Genomic DNA, 17,919 nt, shown 5'->3' with positions numbered 1-17,919 from the left:
CGGGTGATGTTCACCCGGGAGCGCCGCCACCAGGTGCGGGCCCAGCTGATCGAGCGGGCCCGCGTGGACGGCCGGATCATCGGCGCCGCGCTCACCGGCTCGGCCACGCGCGCCCTGCTGCGTGAGCTGGCCAAGTCCCTGGCGGACGCCCGCGCGGAGGGACCCGACGTGGTGAACCTGCCGACGGGCCAGAGGCGGACCTACCCGGCGGTCAGCCGTTCGTGATCGACAATGGGGAGGTCTGAGACCAGCTGGAGGAGATCGGCATGACCATCGCCGCGTACACCGTGACCGCACCCGTCGCCGAGCACGGGGAGGGCCCCGTGTGGTCCGCTCGCTGGGGCGGCCTCCGGTTCGTCGACATGATGGCCGGCGACGTGCTGGCGCTCGACCCGGACGGCTCGGTCCGCCGCCGCCACGTCGGCGCGGTCGCGGCGACGATCCGCCCGCGCGCCGCCGGCGCGGGCTATGTGGTCGCGGCCGAGCGGGAGCTGCTGCTGGCCGACTCCGACGACCTGGACGCGCCGCTGCGCTCGCTCGGCGAGGCGTGGAGCGATTCGTCGGTACGCATGAACGACGGCGGCTGCGACCCCGACGGCCGCTTCTACATCGGCAGCATGGCCTACGACGAGACCCCGGGCCGCGGCTCCCTCTACGTGGCCGAGGCCGGCGGCGGGCTGCGCGTGGTGCTGCCGGAGGTCACGATCTCCAACGGCCTGGACTTCAGCCCCGCCGGCGACCTCGCCTACTACGCCGACACGACCACCGGGCGGGTCGACGTGCTGGACTATGACCGGGAGAGCGGGCTCACCGGGCGGCGGCCGTTCGCGGTCGTGGACCCGGCCGACGGCGCCCCCGACGGCCTCACGGTCGACTCCGAGGGCGGCGTGTGGGTGGCGCTGTGGGGCGGCGCCGCCGTACACCGCTACAGCCCTGAGGGCCGTCTCGAGGCCGTCGTCCGCCTCCCGGTACGCAAGGTCACCGCGGTCGCCTTCGGCGGCGACAACCTCGACCAGCTGTTCATCACCACCTCGGCCCTCGACGTCGACCGGGTGGAACAGCCGGCCGCGGGCGCCCTCTTCGCCGCCGAGCCGGGTGTGCGCGGCCGGCCCGTTCTGGAGTGCGCGCTCTGAACGGACGCAGTGTGCGGCCGACTCACTGCGCGGCTCTGAACGGCCCCTCAGCTTGATGAGCCCGCGCGGGCGCGGACGCCGTTGGCCAGGGCGACGCGGGACGACACGCCCAGGCGGGCGTACACCTGGCTGATGTGGTACTCGACCGTCTTGACGCTCAGCAGCAGCTCGCGGGCGATCTGCCGGTTGGTCAGCCCGGTGGCCACCAACTGGGCCACGGCGTCCTGCTGCGGCGTCAGGCCGAGGGGGGAGACCGCGTGCTGCTGCCCGCACGCCGCCAGCTCGATCTCGCAGCGTTGCGCGTAGGGCACCGCCTCCAGGCGTTCCAGCTCCCGCAGTGCCTCCTTGAGCTGTTCGGCCGCCGCTGCCCGGCGGCCGAGCCTGCGCAGGAACGACCCGTACGCCAGCAGGGTCCTGGCCCGGTCGAACGGCTCCCCGGTCTCCGCGCACGCCGCCTCGAACGCCGTCGTGGCCGCCTCGGTCTCGTGCCCCGCCGCCAGCAGCCGAGCCCGGACACCGGGAGACCCGGCCCGTACGTCACCGGCCCGGCGCAGGTCGCCCTCCGTGATGAGCGCGTCCAACAGCAGATCGCCCCACGGCAGCAGCCCACGCTCGGCGGATGCGGGCTCGGTGCCGTTGAGCAGGTCGAGTAGCGGTTTCAGCAGGGCGATCACCTCGTCCGGCCGGTTCCGGGCGGCGGCCAGGTGGGCCGCGGCGTACGCGGGGCCGATGACCGCCACCGGCGCCGTCGCGTCCCTGGCCAGCCGCCGGGCCGCCTCGGCGTGCTGTCCGGCGCGCTGCCAGTCGCCCCTGGCCGCGGGCACGAGAGACGCCACGGCGTGGGCGTGCGCCGACATCCAGCAGGGGCCGAGTTCGTCGGCGACCGCGGCGGCGAGCTGCCCCAGGGCCGCGGCCTCGTCCCACTGCCCCTGGTGGAAGTCGGCCAGGCTGCCCATCACAGCGGTGAGCAGCCTGGCCGGTGGCGAGCCCCCCAGCCCGCCGGAGTGACGCATCAGGCGCAGATAGTCGCCGGGCTCGGGGCGGCAGCTCCAGGCGTCGATCCTGGCGAGCAGCACGGGCCGCGCGCACCGCTCCCGCGCCTCGGCCAGCGCCGCCACCGCCTCATCGGTACGGCCGGCGTAGTGCGCGAGCACCCCTCGCGCGAAACGACCGTCCGCCGTGTCGACCCTGAGGGCCGTCGAGGAGCCCGCACCAGGGTCAGCGTCCGACGGAGCCGTCCAGGAGGGTTCGGTGGCCGTCTCTAAGGGAGCCGTCGCAGAGGTACCTGACCGGGTGGTCGGCTCGTTGGCGCCGAGCCGTACCGCCAGAGCGTGGGCCTCAGCCGGGCGGCCGTCGAACAGGAGGGCCTCGACGGCGTCGGCGCCCGGCTCCCGGTCCAGCCGGGCCGCCTGCGCGAGCAGCCGTGCCGCCGGCCCCCACTCGCCCGCCGCGGCCCTGCGTCGCCCCGCCGCCGCGATGTCCCGCACGAGCTCCGGGCCGGGACGTTCGGCGGCCCGCAGCAGGTGCTCCAGCCGGGTGGTCTCATCCTCGGTCAGCGTCGCCGCCGCGGCGTGCAGCCGCAGCCGCTTGGTCGGGCCCATGTGCTGATAGACCGCCCCCTTGAGCAGCGGGTATGAGAAGCGGATCAGGATCCCGGCACCTGTCGGCCGCTCCACGAGCAGCCCGGCCCCCAGCGCCTCCTCCAGCGCCGAGAGCGGCGCCCCGACGCCCGCCAGCTTGGCGGCCGCACCGAGCGAAACCTCGCCCGCCGTCCGCCCGCCGCCGCCCGCCGCGATGTCGCAGGCCAGGACCGCCGCCGCCTCGACCAGCGACCGGGCGGGCTCGCTGCACCAGGCCAGCCGGGCCAGGGCGTCGCGGGCGTGCTGCCCCGGCACCGGCAGCGGGATCTGCGGGTCGGCCAGCTCGTCGAGGTCCGTCTCCTCCAGGACCTGCAGGATGTGCCGGGGGTTGCCGCCCGTGTGCTCGCACAGCCGCCCGGCCGCCTGCTCGGTCAGGGGCAGGTGGGTCAGCGCGCGCACCTGCCGGGCGCCGATGCCGGTCAGCGCCAGCCGTACCGACATCTCACGGGTGAGCAGCGGCTGGAGCGAGGCGGGCTGGTACGGGTCCGGGCTGGTCAGCACGGCCAGGACGCGGGCGGGCCGCAGCCGTCGCCAGGCGAACGCGAGCGCGGTGAGCGAGACGGAGTCGGCCCAGTGCGCGTCGTCGACGGCGATCACCACCGGCCGGGCCTCCTGCAGCTCGTCGAGCCGGTCGCGGAGCCGGGCCCCCGCCTCGAACGGGTCCGCGGGCTGCAGACCGGCGATCCTGGTGAGCACGCCGTACGGCAGGACCGACTCGCTCTCCACGGCGTCGGCGGCGATCACGTGCGCCTGGTCGTCGAGGGTGGCCAGGAACCGGCGCAGCAGGGTGCTCTTCCCGATGCCGGCGGGGCCGTGGATCAGGACCAGCCCCGGCTCACCCCGGCGGGCCAGCTCGAAGCGGTCCGTCAGCGATTCCAGCTCTCGTTCTCGCATGCGCACACAGTGCTCTTGCGCGCTCGCATCTCCCTTGTCGCCGACTGCAAGCGAAGGTTAAGCGGCGCGAGCTATACCAGCATCGGGAGATTTAGCGCGACATGCGAGGGGGCTTGCATGGCTGGGGAGACGTTCACGATCGTGCTGAGGGGCGGGGCGATTCGTCCCGACGCGAGGCTGGGGGTGTTCAGCAGCCTCGACGGCTGGCGGGCCCGCGTGCCCTGCCGCTACGTGGAGGGTGCGGACGAGTGGCGGGTGGAGCTCGACAGGCCGCCCGCCGGGACGGCCGTGGAGTTCAAGTTCCACTGTGACGGGGCGTGGGAGGCGCTGGACGGCAACCGTACCGCCTGGCCGGCGGACATCGCGGCGGGCGAGCGGATCGAGACGATGACCGGCACCCAGTCGGAGCTGTTCCCGACCCGTGACGACATCATCGTCACCAACCCGCTCCCGGCCCGCCGTCACTTCGCCCCCAAGCTGGACGAGGACGCGGTGTACGACTACATCCTGGTCGGCAGCGGCATGGGCGGCGGCGTGCTGGCCCATGAGCTGACGAGGATGGCCGCGGCCAAGGGCGGGCGGATGCCGCAGATCCTCGTGCTGGAGGCCGGCGGGTACCTGTTCTCGACCCACGTCGGCAACATGCCCAGGCTGCAGAGCTCCGGCGCGGAGGCCAACCGGACCGTCTGGGGCCTGTGGTACCAGTACCGGTCGGCGCGCTACCGGACGAGTTCGTCCGGGATGCAGGTCGCCGAGGCGTTCTGCCTGGGCGGCAAGTCGGTCTTCTGGGGGGCGCTGATCCCGAAGATGGACGGGCGGGAGTTCGAGTCGTGGCCGCGCGGCGTCCGCGAGGAGCTGCGTACCGAGTGGTACGACGAGGCCACCGACCTGATGCACGGCACGCCCCCGACGCTCAGCGACTACCGCAGGACGATCAAGGAGCTGCTCCGCACCCAGATGAAGCGCTTCCGCCAGCACGAGGTGCAGGTGGCGGCCGAGAACTCGGTGGCGCACCGGCTGGGCATCCCCTCAGGGATCTTCTCGACGGCGGCGCTGCTGATGGAGGACCGCCTGCGCGACGGCTGGAACAAGAGCCTGCACGTCAACCTCAACCACGAGGTCGTCGGGTTCGAGTGGGACCGCTCGGGCGGCCGGACCAGGGTGGCGGCCGTGCGGGCCCGTGACCTGATCGCCGGGAAGGACCGGGTGTTCCGGGTGGCGGACGGCGGGCGCGTGATCATGGCGGCCGGCACCGTGGGCAGCGCCGTGCTGGCCCGCAGAGCGCAGGTCGACAACGAGTGGGTCGGCAAGGGGATCACCGACCACCCCACGTACGTCTGGAAGTTCACGCTGCCGAGCGACGCGCCCGGATACGCCGCGCACGACTCGGTCAAGATCCTGCTGCGCGGCTCGGTCGGCGCGATGCCGCTCAACGTGGTGGTGGAGATGGGTGTGGGGCTCAACCAGTACCGAGTGGACGAGGACGCCGTCCCGGCGCACGCGGACGTCTCCAGGATGGACTGCGAGATCGTCTTCTTCCCTTCGGTGCCGCTGCTCGACGGCAACACCGTCGAGCTGGACCCGGACACCGGCCGGCCGGTGATCACGATGAAACCGGTCGAGATCCCCGGTTACCTCGCCGCGGTGCGGGAGATCGGCGGCCGGATCATCCGGATCATGGGCGGCGACCCGGCGGTCTCGGAGCCGTTCGCGGCCGATCTCGGGGCGGTCGGTCACGAGGTCGGCACGCTGCGGATGAGCGAGGATCCCGGCATGGGCGTGGTCGACCCCGACCTGAAGGCGTGGGGGCACGACAACCTCTACGTCTGCGACCTGTCGGTCTTCCCGACATCGCCGGCCGCGAACCCCTCGCTGACGCTCACGGCCTTGGCGATGCGGTTGGCGGACCACCTTTCTGGTTGACCCTTAGTTGACCGGCTGGTTCGTCAGGACCAGCGCGGACGCGGGAGGCAGATCCTGCAGCTCGATGTGGCGCGAGGCACCCGGGCCGGGCAGCACGGTCACGGCCGACCTGAGCGGGTGCTTCGTCACCCCGCCGATCTCGGCCGTGTTGGCGACCACGGTGAGCTCCTGCGTGCGGGCGTTGAGGGCGCCGTCGATCTCGACGAGGGCGCCGCGCGTCTCGGTCAGGCTCGGGTTGACCACGCAGACCACCTCGGTCCCGGCCAGTACGCGCGACCAGCACAGGACGTCGCCGGGCCGGGGGAGCGTGTAGCCGCCGTCGGCCCGGCCGAGCCTGCGCAGGTACTGCCGCCCGGCCCGCAGCGCCCGGTGGGCCGCCCGCGCGGCCAGCAGCATCCTGACCCGCTGGTAGACCTCGTTGTCCTGGTCGAAGACGTGGTGGCTCGTGGTGCCGTACGGGCCGAACCCCGGCAACTCCGTGTCGAACAGGTGCGCCGCGGTCGGCGACTCGCCGTCGGCGGGCCGCCCGGCGGCGCCCGCTTTGCGCGGATGCTCGGGCCCGAACATGGCCTCCCTCAGATACCGATCCCCCGACAGCTCGCGGCGGCCCCAGCCCTCACCCATGAGCCATCCCCGCTCGCTCTCCTCCGGGCCCGTCAGCCCCTGCTCGATGCCGTAGTAGAGGCACGGGATGCCCAGCGAGTACAGCAGCAGTGCCACCCCGACCGTGACCTGGCGGGGATCGGGCTCACTGTGGCCCGGCGGCGTCAGCGCGCCGAACCGGAGCTGGGGATCGATCGACAGATCGTCGTGATCGTCCACCATCGAGACGTAGACGGAACCGAGAGAGCGATGAGAGACCCCCTGCGTGGCGAACCTGCGGAAGAACTCCTCGACGGCGTCGGGGAAGGGGAAGCCCTCCCGCCCGAGCGCGACATCGCGCAGGAGCCGCCGCGTCTCGCCGGTCTCCAGGACGGCGCTCAGGTTGCGCCCGATCAGGTCCAGGTACCGCTCCTCGATCGTGTCGCCGCCGCCGACCTCTCCCACGATGAGGAAGTTCGCCTTCCCCAGCCCGTCGGCGAACTCCCTGAGCGCCCCGCAGAACAACGTGGCGTCGCGCGGCGGCACGTGTTTGAGCGTGTCGATGCGTACCCCGTCGATGTCGGTGAGCGCCATCCAGTAGGTCCAGATACGGATGATCGTCTGCAGCTCTTTGGACTGGTCGAGGTCCCGGCTGAACCAGTCGGCCCGCCGGTAGGGCGCGTCCGGCTCGTCGTCGCCGCCCTGGCCCCAGCCGAGCCCGTCGCCGCCCGCCCTGGTGTAGGCGTCGGGGTCGTGCAGCTCGCTCGGCCACACGCCGTGGTCGGGCTCGGTGGGCGCGGTGCCGTGCGGCAGGCGCCCCCCGGTGCCGTCACGCCAGGCGCCGAACGGCAGTTTCCCGTCCCGGCCGGCGTACGGCGGGCGGACCACGTACTGGGGGGAGCCGGGGGTGCCGAGGTCGTAGTCCCAGTTCTCGCCGGTGTGGTTGATGAGGATGTCGAGGATGACGCGGATGCCGTGCTCGTGGGCCTTGCCGACCAGCTCCACCAGGTCCTCGCGGGTGCCGAATCTGCGGTCGACGTCCAGGAAGTGCTGGATGGAGTAGCCGTGGGGGTCGTCCGGCGCGGGGACGCCGTCCACGGTCGTGACGGGCCGCTGCTTCCACACGGGCGCGATCCACAGCGCGGTCACGCCGAGCTCGCGCAGGTAGCCGAGCTTGGAGATGACCCCCCGCAGGGTGCCGCCCTGGAAGCGGTCCCGGCCGGAGGCCGCCCACTGGTTCCACATCCACCCGGCCGGACGGGAGTTCGCCGGCCGGGCCCGGTCGACGAGCTCGCGCCCGTGCTCGCGGCCGTCGCTGAACCTGTCGGGCAGCAGGAAATAGATGACCTCGTCCCGCCAGTCGGACGGCGACGGGTGGTAGCTCTCACGCTGGGGCCAGACGGCCTCCCAAATGCTTCGGGGCGGGGCTTGGCCGATGATCTCGTCGATGTTCGCCATGGCGCCGGGCTCCTTGGCTGTGTATTCCTGCCTGTCTGCCCAATCTGAACCGGGTTACAGTCGCAGGCAAGAGGAGAGGAGAGGCGTGGACATCCGGATTCTGGGCACGTTCGACGTCCTGATCGAGGGCGACTCCGTCGCGCTCGGCGGACCGCAGCGGATGGCCATTCTCGCAGTCCTCCTCCTCCACCAGGGTGAGGTCCTCAGCTCTGACCAGCTCATCGAGTACGTCTGGAGCGGGACACCGCCCAAGAGCGCCCTCAGCGCGCTGCACGCGCACGTGTCACGACTGCGCAAGGCGCTCAACGGCGCCGACATCCTGCAGTCCTACGGCTCCGGCTACCGCGTCGTCGTCGAGCCGGACAAGGTCGACGCCTTCCGCTTCGAGCGGCTGGTCGAGCAGGGCGCCCGCGCGCTGGCGCAGCAGGACTGGGCGAGGGCCGTGGCGCTGTACAGCCAGGCGCTGGAATTGTGGCGCGGTCCCGCGCTGACGGAGTTCGCCACCGAGCCGTGGGCGCAGTGCGACGCCATCAGGCTCGAGGAGTTACGCTTCAGCGCCGAGGAGGGCAGGACCGACGCCGAGCTGGCCCTGGGACGGCACGCCGAGGCGCTGCCGCGGCTGGAGCAGCGCGTCAGTGAGCATCCGCTGCGCGAGAGGTCCGTCGCCCAGCTCATGCGCTCGCTCTACCGGTGCGGGCGGCAGGGCGACGCGCTGAACGTCTACGACCGGGTCCGCCGGATCCTGGCCGAGGAGCTCGGCGTGGACCCCGCCCCGGCGCTGCAGGCCACCCACCAGGCGATCCTGCTGCACGATCCGGGACTCGACGGCAGCCCCGCCCCGCCGCCGCGCCAGGACGCGCCGCCGCGGCGGATCATCAACCTGCCCTCGCGCAACCACGTGTTCTCCGGCCGCCAGACGATCCTGGCCGAGATCGAGGGCGCGCTGACCGAGCCGACGACGCGTCCGCCGCCCCGGGTGGTGGCGCTGCATGGTCTCGGCGGCACCGGCAAGACGCAGATCGCCCTGGAGTACGCGCACCGGCACGCCGCCGACTACGACGTGGTCTGGGAGGCGCCGGCCGCCGAGCCCGTGGCCTTCTGGAGCGTGCTGGCGGAGCTGGCGCTGCGTCTTGGCGTACGTCAGCAGGCCGACCGCGGCGAGATCCTCGCCGCGCTGGCCGAGCGCCTGGCCGGGATGGACCGCTGGCTGCTCATCCTCGACGACGTCGAGGACGGCACGCTGATCGAGGCGTTCCTGTCGTCCCTGCGGGCCGGGCACGTCATCGTGACCTCGCGCAACCCCGCCTGGGGCCAGCTGGCCGTGGGCGTGCGCGTGGGCTCCTTCTCCCGGGCCGAGTCAGTCGATTTCCTGGCCACGCGCGTGGCCAGGACCAGCGGTGCCTGGGCGCTGGCCGAACAGCTCGGTGACCTGCCCTTCGCGCTGGAGCAGGCCGCCGCCTACAGCGAGCAGACCGGTATGAAGCTGGATGAGTACGGCGATCTGTTCCGCCGCCGCGCGGATCAGCTGCTGACCCGCGACAAGGCGTTCGCCACGGTCTGGCAGCTCGCCTTCGAGCGGGTCGCGCGGGCCTCGCCGGTCGCCATCGAGCTGCTGCACCTGTGCGCGACGCTGGGCCCCGGCGGCGTCTCGCTCGACCTGCTGGACTCCATGCCCGGCGTGCTGCCGCCCGCGCTCAGGGACGCGGTCGAGGACGAGCTGGCCCTGCAGGACGCCATCGCCCACCTGCTGCGCCACTCGCTCGTCGAGCGGGACAGGGGACGGCTGCGCATGCATCCGCTCGTCAAGGCGGCGGTCTGGGCCAGGCTGCCCGACGAGGAGCGGCGTACCTGGGTGACCTGCGCCGTCCAAATCCTGAGCTCGGTCGTGCCCGCCGACGCCGAGAACCCCACCACCTGGCGTACCTGGGACAGCGTCATCCCCGACGTCATCCACCTCGGCCAGGAGGCCGACGGCGCGGACATCGCCGTGCCCGGCCTGCCGCGCATGCTCTGCGGCTCCGGCCACTACCTCACGGTACGGGCGGCGTTCGAGCGGGCCCAGGAGCTGTTCGAGCTGGCGCTGCGGCTCGTCAGGCGGCAGCCGGGCGCCGACGCCGACCTGGCGGCCGTACTGTCCGACCACGGCAACCTGCTGGAGCTCACCGGCGACGTCAACGGCGCCCGCGCCGCCCAGGAACAGGCACTGGTGCTGGCCGAACGCGCCCTGGGCGGCGACGACCCGGCCGTGGCGCGGGTCCTGCGACGGCTCGGCAACGTGCTGGTCTGCCAGCGCCGCCTGCCCGAGGCCAGGCGTACCCTCGAACGCGCCCTGGCCATCCTGACCGCCCGGCACGAGCCGGACCGCAGGGAGATCGCCCGCGTCAGCCGGGAGCTGGGCTTCGCCGCCTGGACGGCGGGCGACCTGCGCGCCGGCCAGGAATGGCTGACCAAGGCGCTGGCCACGGCGCGGACGATCCTCGGCCCCGACCACCCGGACGTCGCGCACACCCTGTCCGGGCTGGGGCTGATAGTCCAGGACACCGGCCGCCCGCAGCGGGCCGTCAAGCTGCAGGAGCAGGCCGCGTCCATGCTCACCGCCGTGTACGGCGACGAGCACCCCGAGGTCGCCCACACACTCGACAAGCTCGGGTACGCGCTGCGCCTGTCGGGCCACTTCGAGGAGGCCAGGGTCAGCCACGAGCGGGCACTGTCGATCCTGGAGTTCTGCTACGGCCCCGGCCACGGCGAGGTGGGCATGCCGCTGACCAACCTCGGCCTGGTCTACCTGGACACCGGCGAGCCGAAGCTGGCCAGGGACCACCAGGAGCGGGCGATCCAGGTGTTCAGGAACGCCTACGGCGACGACCACGCCCACGTCCACCTCGGCGTGCGCCGGCTGGGCCAGGCCATGCTGGCCGACGGCCGGGCCGCCGAGGCGCGGGACCTGCTGCGCAGCGCGCTCACGGGCACCGAGCGGGTGCTGGGGGGCGGCCATCCCGACGTCGCGGGCACCCTGCTCGACCTCGCGGAGGCGTACGAGGTGCTGGTGGAAAAGGAGTCGGCCGACGCCTGCCGGGCGAGGGCCGAGCGGATTCTGGCCCGTGGCAGGAGCCCCATTCAGGGTTAGCCGTCCCCATTCAGGGTTAGCCCTCCGCATTGAGGGTTAGCCCTCAGCCGTCACCTGAGGCCGGATCCGCTCACGGACCCGACTCTGGGGACATGCCGGATTTCGCGTCCCCGGGGCGCCGGGTCATCTCCGCCGAGGTGGAGCCGGTGCCGGGACGACGGCACCAGGCGGCGGCCGTGTTGAGCCGGCTCGGCCTGCGCGTTCTGCACCTCGGCCCGACGATCAGCGTGAGCGCCCCGGAAGAGGTCTGGGAGCGGACGTTCGGCCTGCCTGAGCCCGCCATCCCCCGCGAACTGCGGGGACTTGTCACAGGGATCCATCTCGCCGGGCCTCCCGACCTGCACTGACCCACTGACATGCCCCGAGGGGGAAGCATGACCACGATCATCGAACGCCGCGAGTCCACCGTCCACTTCGAGGCAGTGGTGCGGCCGCCGGGCCGGGCCTCGATGTTCGCCGAGTCGTCGGCCGTACAGGCGGCGAGTCTTGACGACCTCAGGCCGCCGCCGGACCGGGCCGCGCAGACCGCGCTCGCGTTGCAGCGCAGGGGGTTCGTCGTCCGGCATGTCGGGACGTTCTCCATCAGCGCGGAGGGCCCGCGCCGGCTGTGGGAGGAGACGTTCAACACCCGCGTGGCCGTCCGGCCGCACACCCTGCGCGGCGCGCCGGCCGCCGAGCCGGGCGATGAAGTCTCCTATCTGTCGCATGTGTCCGGGGTCCCGTTCACGCTGCCCGCCGACCTGGAGCCGCTGGTCGAACGGGCCTACCCGCAGGCGCCGCCGCAGTTCTACGGCTCGCCGCTGCCGCCCAGGGTCTCCTATCACCACCTGCGCGTGCCGGACGACGTCGGGCTCCTCCTGCGTGCCTGCCACGTGCACGAGCGGGGGGTGACCGGCCGGGGGGTGTTGGTGGCCATGGTCGACACGGGCTTCTACAAGCATCCCTTCTATCCGCATCACGGCTACAACTACAACGCCACCCTCGCGCCGGACGCCGCCCGCGTGGACCACGACGAGTACGGCCACGGCACGGCCGAGGCGGCCAACATCTTCGCCTGCGCGCGCGACGTGGACTTCGTCGGCGTGAAGATGGGCGGCAACGCCACGCTCGCGTTCAAGACCGCCGCCGACCTGTCGCCCGCTGTTCTGACCAACAGCTGGGGCTACGACCTCAACGGACTCACCGGGCTGCCGAACTTCCTGCGGCCGCTGGAGTTAGCGGTGCTGGAGGCCGTACGGGTGCGCGGCATCACGGTCTGCTTCTCCGCGGGCAACGGCCACATCTCCTTCCCCGCGATGATGCCCGACGTCATCGCCGCGGGCGGCGTGTACGTGGAGGAGACACAGGTCAACGGGGAGTTCAAGATGGAGGCGTCCGACTATGCGAGCAGCTTCGACAGCCTCATCTACCCGGGCCGGCACGTGCCCGACGTCTGCGGACTGGTCGGGCGGCAGCCCAGGGCGCTCTACATCATGCTGCCGACCGAGCCCGGCGACGTCATCGACTCCTCGCTGGCCGGTCCCGGCTACCCGGTCAAGGACGGCACCGCGCCCGACGACGGCTGGAGCGTGATCAGCGGCACCAGCGCCGCCGCGCCCCAGATCGCCGGGGTGTGCGCGCTGCTCAAGCAGGTCCAGCCGGGATTGTCTCCCGACCTGGTGAAGGCGCTGCTCAGGGCCTCGGCGCGGGACGTCGTCGACGGCAAGAGCGGGACGGGGGAGCTCGCGGGGGAGGGCTTCGACGGGGCGACCGGGGCGGGGCTCGTGGACGCCGCGGCGGCGTACCGGCTGGCGCGCTCGGTCACGCCGCGCAGCCTGCACACCGTCCCACCGCCCGTCTGACAGACCGCCCGTGACAGACCGCTTGTGACGGACCGCCCGTGACAGACCGCCCGTGACGGACCGCCCGTCCGACGGGTCGACTGTCTGACGGGCTCACCGACTGCCGGGCGGCCCTGCCGAGGGGCGGGTTCGACCGGTGGGGGCCGCGGCGGTGACGCGGGGGCGGCCGCCGCGGCCCCGATCGCTCTTCCCGGGACGCTGCGCTCGTCCCGGGAAGAGCACCGGGGCTTCGCCGGTTGCATCCGTACGTGGACGAGATCGACGTCGTGGTGATCGGGGCCGGGCAGGCCGGGCTGTCGAGCGCGTACTTTCTGCGCCGGTTCGGCTTCGAGCCGCTGGTACTGGACGCGGGCGACGGGCCGGGCGGGGCGTGGCGGCACCGGTCGCCGTCGCTGACCATGGACAAGGTGCACGGCATCTTCGACCTTCCCGGTGTGCGGCGCTCCGATCCACCGGTGGGCACCCCGCCTGGAGCAGGTCAGGCCGCCCCGTCTGGAGCCGGTCGAGCTGATATGCCTGGGGCTGGTCGTGCTGATCTGTCCGGGGCCGATGGGCGGCGGCCCGCCGCTGTGGTCGTCCCCGAGTACTTCGCGGACTACGAACGGGAACTCGGGCTCGCCGTACTGCGGCCGGTCAAGGTGACGGCCGTGGCGCCGGGGGAGGGCGGGCGGCTCGTCGTCACCTCCGGGGCGGGGGAGTGGGCGGCGCGGGCTGTGGTCAACGCCACCGGCACCTGGACCCGTCCATACTGGCCGTACTATCCGGGCGCGCGTTCCTTCCGCGGCCGTCAGCTGCACTACGCGACGTACCGGGGATCGGAGGAGTTCGCCGGTCGGCGGGTGGTCGTCGTGGGCGGCGGGACCTCGGCCGCGCACGTGCTCTCCGAGATCGCCGGCGTCGCCGCGAGCACCCTCTGGGTCACCCGCCGGCCGCCCGTGTTCCGCCCGCTGGACGACTTCGGCGAGGACGCGCGCCGCGACGCCGTCGCCCTGGTCGAGGCGCGGGTACGCGCCGGGCTGCCGCCGCAGAGCGTGGTCGCCGTGACCGGGCTCGGGTACACGCCGGTCGTCCGGGAGGCGCTGGCCAAGGGAGCGCTGGAGCGGCTGCCGATGTTCGGCCGCATCACCGCCGGCGGGGTGAGCTGGGATGATGGACGGTACGTGGAAGCGGACACGATCATCTGGGCCACCGGATTCCGCTCGGCACTCGACCACCTCGCCCCGCTGCGGCTGCGCGAGCCCGGGGGCGGGATCAGGGTGGACGGCACTGAGGTGATCGCCGAGCCGCGCCTGCAACTCGTCGGCTACGGCCCTTCGGCGAGCACGATCGGCGCCAACCGCGCGGGCCGCACCGCCGCCCGGAACATCCGCCGCCTCCTCGCCCAGGCCCCCTCCGTTCCGGCGGCCTGACCTATTAACGTCCGCCGCGCCCACTCCATTACAGCTGCCGGACCTACTATGAGAAGTAGTAAAAATACCGATTGAGGCCAGTGACCGGTAGCACTCTCGACACGGGGCGTTACCACGGGATAGCGTCGGGTTAAAGGATCTTTATCCGTCTCTGGAGGTCCCCCCGATGGATGTTCCCGGCTACACCGAAATTCGGGAACTCGGACACGGCGGGACCGGGCGGGTGATGCTCGCTTTACGCACGTCCGACGGGACGCCCGTGGCGATCAAGCATCTTGCCGCGCGATTACGCGACGACGAGCTGTTCGTCGAACGCTTCCGCGCCGAGGCCGGGCTGATCCGCGAGCTCGACAGCCCGCACACGGCCCGCCTGCTCGACTACGTCGAAGGCCACGACGACGCCTGCATCGTGATGGAGCTGGTGGACGGCATCACCCTGCGCCGCCTGTTACAGCACGCGGGCGCCACCGGCCCCGAGGCGGCGCTGGCCGTACTGAAGGGCGCCCTGCTCGGGCTGGCCGAGGCGCACCGGCACGGCGTCGTACACCGTGACTTCAAGCCCGAGAACGTGATCGTCTCCCAGGACGGCCAGAGCAAGCTCGTCGACTTCGGCGTCGCCGCCCACTCCGGCGAGAACGCCCCCCTCGCCGGGACCCCCTCCTACATGGCCCCCGAGCAGTGGGCGGACGCCCCGGCGGGGACGGCGTCGGATGTGTACGCGGCGGCCGTGGTGTTCTTCGAGTGCCTGTCCGGGCACCGGCCGTTCATCGCGGACAACTTCGCCGCCCTCGCCTACCAGCACCAGCACGCCGAGCCTCCGCTGGAGGACATCGAGGAGCCGATGCGGGCACTGGTCGGGCACGGCCTGGCCAAGGACCCCGCCGAACGGCCGGAGTCGGCCGAGGCGTTCCTGGCGGAGCTGGAGGAGGTCGCCGACACCGCTTATGGCACCGGCTGGGAGGTACGCGGCCGGGCCGGGCTCGGCCTGCTGACCGTCCCGCTCGCCTCCTTGCTACCTCTGTCGCGGCCGCTGCCCACGTCGGGGAACGGCGGCACGAGCCTGTTCAGCAGCGCGCTCGCGCCGGTGACCAAGTTCGCGGTGACGGGCGGCCTGGTGGTCGCGACCGCCGCCGCGGTGGCGTCGGCGTTCGTGATCTGGAACGACGCACCGCCGGACCGCCTCGCCGGGCTCCCGCCGGTCAGCGCGCCCGCCGAGTCGGCCCTGATCCCCACGCCATCCGGTACGGCGGAGCCGTCCATCCTCACCCCGGAGCCCAGCGACCTCGCCAGCCCTCCGCCCAGCACCGACGCCGCGGATCCGGTGGTCACCGAGGACCAGACCGAGCCCACCGGTACCCATGCGCAGGAGCCCATCCGCACCCGCTCGCAGGAGCCCACCCGTGGGGCGGAGCCGACGCGGACCACGCGCCCGGCCACCTCCGCACCCGCCACTTCCAAACCGGCCACCTCCAAACCGGCCACCCAGCCGCCCACCAAGCAGGCGTCGACGACGAAGCCCGCCACCAGTGAGCCCAAGCCGTCCGCCCGTCCGGCCACCACCAGCCCCCCGGACACCCAGGCCTCCGCCCCGACCAAGGCCGCCGGGCCGCTGGTCTCGGTGTCGGTCAAGGTGTCGATCGACGTACCCGTGCTCAAGGGCAAGGACGGCCTGCTCGACGTCGACCTCGGCCTCGGGCTCGGGAGTGGCCTGCTCGGCTCCGTACTGGTCCCCGGTTCCGCGCTGCTCGGCCGCCACTGGGCCGTCCGCAGAGCCAGGAGGGCCCGCTCCTCGCACACGTCGTCCTGTCCTCCACCGGACATCGACAAGCCGTGACCCGCGCCACCGTCGGACATTTCGCCCATACCAAAATTTGCTGATTTGCCGACCGATACAGGTGATCCCCTACTATCTAGCCTCGGATAGGGGGCGTACTTCTGGGCCCCGCAGTTCGGGCGAAGGAGAAGTGTGGCGGTTGCATGCCCCGCCGACCGGCGGCGCCGTCCGATCCTCACCAAAGCGCTCACCGCGATGATCACAGCGGTGTTCCTGTTAGTGAGCCTGGCCACGCCCGGACACGCGGCCCCCAAGCCGACGATCAAGCAGCTCAAGAAGGAGCTGGCCGCCCTGGGGAAGCAGTCGGACAAGCTGATCACCGAGTACTACAACGGCCGCATCGCCCACCAGAAGGCCGAGAAGGCGGAGAAGGCCGCCCAGGACAAGCTGGCCGCCGCCCAGGCGGTCTACGACCGAGAGTCGGCCGAGCTCAGGCTGATGGCCGTCGCCCAGTACACCAACGGCGGCCCCCCGAGTCCCGCCACCATGCTCTCGGCGAACGAGGACCCCTCCGCGCTCATGAGCCGCCTCGCGCTCTCCAACCACCTGGTCGATCAGCAGAGCGCCAGGCTAAGCGGCTTCGCCAAGGTCAGGGACGACCGCAAGCAGGCCGAGGAGGAGGCGGCCGCCCGCGCCAAGGAACTCGGCGACCAGGTCGCGGACCTCGGCAAACGCAAGGACAAGGCCGAGCAGCTGATCAAGAAGATCAAGGACAAGATCGACAAGCTCTACCAGGCGCCCGGTGTCCGGCGGTCGGACGGCACCTGGGTCCCGCAGCTTCCCGGGGGCTCCGACAACATCACTCCCCGGATGCGCCTGGTCAAGACCCTGGTGAAGGAGCGCTTCGCCGTACCCAATGGAATCGGCTGCTACCGGGCGATCCAGGACGGCGGCGAGCACCCGCTCGGGAGGGCGTGCGACTTCATGCTGAGTCGCGGCGGCTCGATGCCGACGGCCGCCGAGGTGGCGCGCGGCAACGAGATCGCCGCCTGGGCGATCAAGAACTCCAAGCGGCTGGGCATCATGTACATCATCTACCGCCAGCGGATCTGGCACGCCAGGACCGGCGCTTGGCGCACGATGTCAGACCGCGGTGGCACCACGGCCAACCACTACGACCACCCGCACATCTCGGTGTACTGAACGGCGCGTCCGCTGAGGATGGGTCCGGATGTCGAGAATCATGGACAAGCATCGGCCGTCGCGTTGAGTTCCGCGTATCGGGCCTGGCAATCGCGATAGAGCGGAAGCAGCCCGCGTTCCTCGGCTTCGCGCAGGGAAGGAGCGGTTCTGTCCATGTCGGAGAGAATGAATTCGTGCTCCCGCGGCCAGGGCACGTTGAGCTCTGGGTCCAGCGGGTTGATGGACACGGTCGTGCTCGGCGAATAGAGGCTGGAGCAGAGATACCAGACGGTCACCTCCTTCGTCAGCGCGAGGAATCCGGCGGCGAGCCCTTCCGCGACGTAAAGGGCCCTCCTGCTCTCGGCGGTCAGCTCAACCGCGATGTGCTCGCCGTAGGTGGGCGAGCCGATCCTGGTGTCGAGTACGACGCAGAGCATGGCCCCATGCGCGCAGTTGAAGTAGCGCGCTTGGCCCGGCAGGCCCACCACATGGAGGCCGCGTATCGTGCCGCGATAGGACCAGGAGCAGTTGACCTGCGCCACCCAGAGTGGATGACCCACTGCTTTACGGAACGCCGGCTGGCTGAATGGTTCCAGGAAAATCCCGCGCATGTCTGGATAGATTTTCTGGTCGATCACGAAGGAGTCCGCTACGTCAAGTTCTTCGATGTGCATGCCGAAAACCTCTCCCGTAGACATGTTTCTCTGTCATGGCAATTCAAGACTTTCAGCGCGGCATTTAGCGGGCAACCCCCTAAAGCTCCCCCTAGTGCCCCTGTCCATCCTTAATGCGAGCGTATTAGCCGACCTGATCAAATGCCAATGTGTTGTCCTGTGTGCGGCTTTTCTGTGCTCATGAAGACATGCGTGGCGCATCGAAATAAGGCGACTCACTACTAATGGCGGCTGATGGCATGCCGCTATTAGTGAAATTCCGCTCCCCGCAAGATTCATGAG

The 17,919-nt window shown here is 71.7% G+C and carries 12 protein-coding genes; 9 read left to right on the top strand and 3 right to left on the bottom strand.

What is annotated here, in order from left to right; translation table 11 throughout:
* Nucleotides 1-6: 6 nt before the first annotated feature.
* Entirely contained in the window at nucleotides 7-225 is a 219-nt protein-coding gene (locus tag ACGFJ2_RS48950) for a hypothetical protein (protein ID WP_393480340.1), read from the top strand.
* Between the two features lie 41 nt (nucleotides 226-266).
* Nucleotides 267-1,133 carry an SMP-30/gluconolactonase/LRE family protein gene (locus tag ACGFJ2_RS48945; RefSeq protein WP_357953291.1) on the top strand — a complete coding sequence of 289 codons (867 nt, stop codon included), beginning with the start codon at nucleotides 267-269 and terminating at the stop codon, nucleotides 1,131-1,133.
* 47 nt (nucleotides 1,134-1,180) lie between these two features.
* Here the strand turns inward: ACGFJ2_RS48945 and ACGFJ2_RS48940 are convergent, their stop codons facing one another.
* Nucleotides 1,181-3,667, bottom strand: a complete 2,487-nt coding sequence (locus ACGFJ2_RS48940; RefSeq protein ID WP_357953290.1) for an AAA family ATPase — start codon at nucleotides 3,665-3,667, stop codon at nucleotides 1,181-1,183.
* A gap of 117 nt (nucleotides 3,668-3,784) precedes the next feature.
* Here ACGFJ2_RS48940 and ACGFJ2_RS48935 point away from each other — a divergent pair, with 117 nt between their 5' ends.
* Nucleotides 3,785-5,590: a GMC oxidoreductase gene (locus tag ACGFJ2_RS48935; RefSeq protein ID WP_393480337.1), complete on the top strand. Its 1,806-nt coding sequence runs from the start codon at nucleotides 3,785-3,787 to the stop codon at nucleotides 5,588-5,590.
* Nucleotides 5,591-5,593: 3 nt separating this feature from the next.
* Here ACGFJ2_RS48935 and ACGFJ2_RS48930 read toward each other — a convergent pair whose 3' ends face one another.
* Entirely contained in the window at nucleotides 5,594-7,630 is a 2,037-nt protein-coding gene (locus tag ACGFJ2_RS48930; protein ID WP_393480334.1) for an alpha-amylase family glycosyl hydrolase, read from the bottom strand.
* Nucleotides 7,631-7,715: 85 nt separating this feature from the next.
* On the opposite strand from ACGFJ2_RS48930, the gene fxsT reads away from it, so the two are divergent.
* The 6 genes from fxsT (at nucleotide 7,716) to ACGFJ2_RS48900 (ending at nucleotide 16,984) form a co-directional block, all read left to right on the top strand.
* Nucleotides 7,716-10,757 carry an FxSxx-COOH system tetratricopeptide repeat protein gene (gene fxsT, locus ACGFJ2_RS48925; protein ID WP_393480332.1) on the top strand — a complete coding sequence of 1,014 codons (3,042 nt, stop codon included), beginning with the start codon at nucleotides 7,716-7,718 and terminating at the stop codon, nucleotides 10,755-10,757.
* A gap of 92 nt (nucleotides 10,758-10,849) precedes the next feature.
* Nucleotides 10,850-11,104, top strand: a complete 255-nt coding sequence (locus ACGFJ2_RS48920) for a hypothetical protein (RefSeq protein ID WP_357953283.1) — start codon at nucleotides 10,850-10,852, stop codon at nucleotides 11,102-11,104.
* A 27-nt stretch (nucleotides 11,105-11,131) separates the two neighbouring features.
* Complete coding sequence (locus ACGFJ2_RS48915; RefSeq protein ID WP_393480329.1) at nucleotides 11,132-12,598, top strand: S8 family serine peptidase; 1,467 nt, start codon at nucleotides 11,132-11,134, stop codon at nucleotides 12,596-12,598.
* Between the two features lie 248 nt (nucleotides 12,599-12,846).
* Nucleotides 12,847-14,007, top strand: a complete 1,161-nt coding sequence (locus tag ACGFJ2_RS48910; RefSeq protein WP_393480326.1) for an FAD-dependent oxidoreductase — start codon at nucleotides 12,847-12,849, stop codon at nucleotides 14,005-14,007.
* A gap of 166 nt (nucleotides 14,008-14,173) precedes the next feature.
* Nucleotides 14,174-15,841 carry a protein kinase gene (locus ACGFJ2_RS48905; RefSeq protein ID WP_357953278.1) on the top strand — a complete coding sequence of 556 codons (1,668 nt, stop codon included), beginning with the start codon at nucleotides 14,174-14,176 and terminating at the stop codon, nucleotides 15,839-15,841.
* A gap of 132 nt (nucleotides 15,842-15,973) precedes the next feature.
* Nucleotides 15,974-16,984 carry a hypothetical protein gene (locus ACGFJ2_RS48900; RefSeq protein WP_357953276.1) on the top strand — a complete coding sequence of 337 codons (1,011 nt, stop codon included), beginning with the start codon at nucleotides 15,974-15,976 and terminating at the stop codon, nucleotides 16,982-16,984.
* 38 nt (nucleotides 16,985-17,022) lie between these two features.
* Here the strand turns inward: ACGFJ2_RS48900 and ACGFJ2_RS48895 are convergent, their stop codons facing one another.
* A complete protein-coding gene (locus ACGFJ2_RS48895) occupies nucleotides 17,023-17,637 on the bottom strand; it encodes a dTDP-4-dehydrorhamnose 3,5-epimerase family protein (protein ID WP_357953274.1) in 615 nt (204 codons plus the stop codon).
* Nucleotides 17,638-17,919 lie beyond the last annotated feature (282 nt).

The organism is Nonomuraea sp. NPDC049028, from assembly GCF_043197735.1.
Taxonomy (GTDB): Bacteria; Actinomycetota; Actinomycetes; order Streptosporangiales; family Streptosporangiaceae; genus Nonomuraea.
This window is presented reverse-complemented; position numbering and strand designations above follow the sequence as displayed.

Excerpts from the sequence above, each read along its gene's own strand:
- ACGFJ2_RS48950 (WP_393480340.1), top strand. The coding sequence starts at position 7 with ATGTTCACCCGGGAGCGCCGCCACCAGGTGCGGGCCCAGCTGATCGAG.
- ACGFJ2_RS48945 (WP_357953291.1), top strand. The coding sequence starts at position 267 with ATGACCATCGCCGCGTACACCGTGACCGCACCCGTCGCCGAGCACGGG.
- ACGFJ2_RS48940 (WP_357953290.1), bottom strand. The coding sequence starts at position 3,667 with ATGCGAGAACGAGAGCTGGAATCGCTGACGGACCGCTTCGAGCTGGCC.
- ACGFJ2_RS48935 (WP_393480337.1), top strand. The coding sequence starts at position 3,785 with ATGGCTGGGGAGACGTTCACGATCGTGCTGAGGGGCGGGGCGATTCGT.
- ACGFJ2_RS48930 (WP_393480334.1), bottom strand. The coding sequence starts at position 7,630 with ATGGCGAACATCGACGAGATCATCGGCCAAGCCCCGCCCCGAAGCATT.
- ACGFJ2_RS48920 (WP_357953283.1), top strand. The coding sequence starts at position 10,850 with ATGCCGGATTTCGCGTCCCCGGGGCGCCGGGTCATCTCCGCCGAGGTG.
- ACGFJ2_RS48915 (WP_393480329.1), top strand. The coding sequence starts at position 11,132 with ATGACCACGATCATCGAACGCCGCGAGTCCACCGTCCACTTCGAGGCA.
- ACGFJ2_RS48905 (WP_357953278.1), top strand. The coding sequence starts at position 14,174 with ATGGATGTTCCCGGCTACACCGAAATTCGGGAACTCGGACACGGCGGG.
- ACGFJ2_RS48895 (WP_357953274.1), bottom strand. The coding sequence starts at position 17,637 with ATGCACATCGAAGAACTTGACGTAGCGGACTCCTTCGTGATCGACCAG.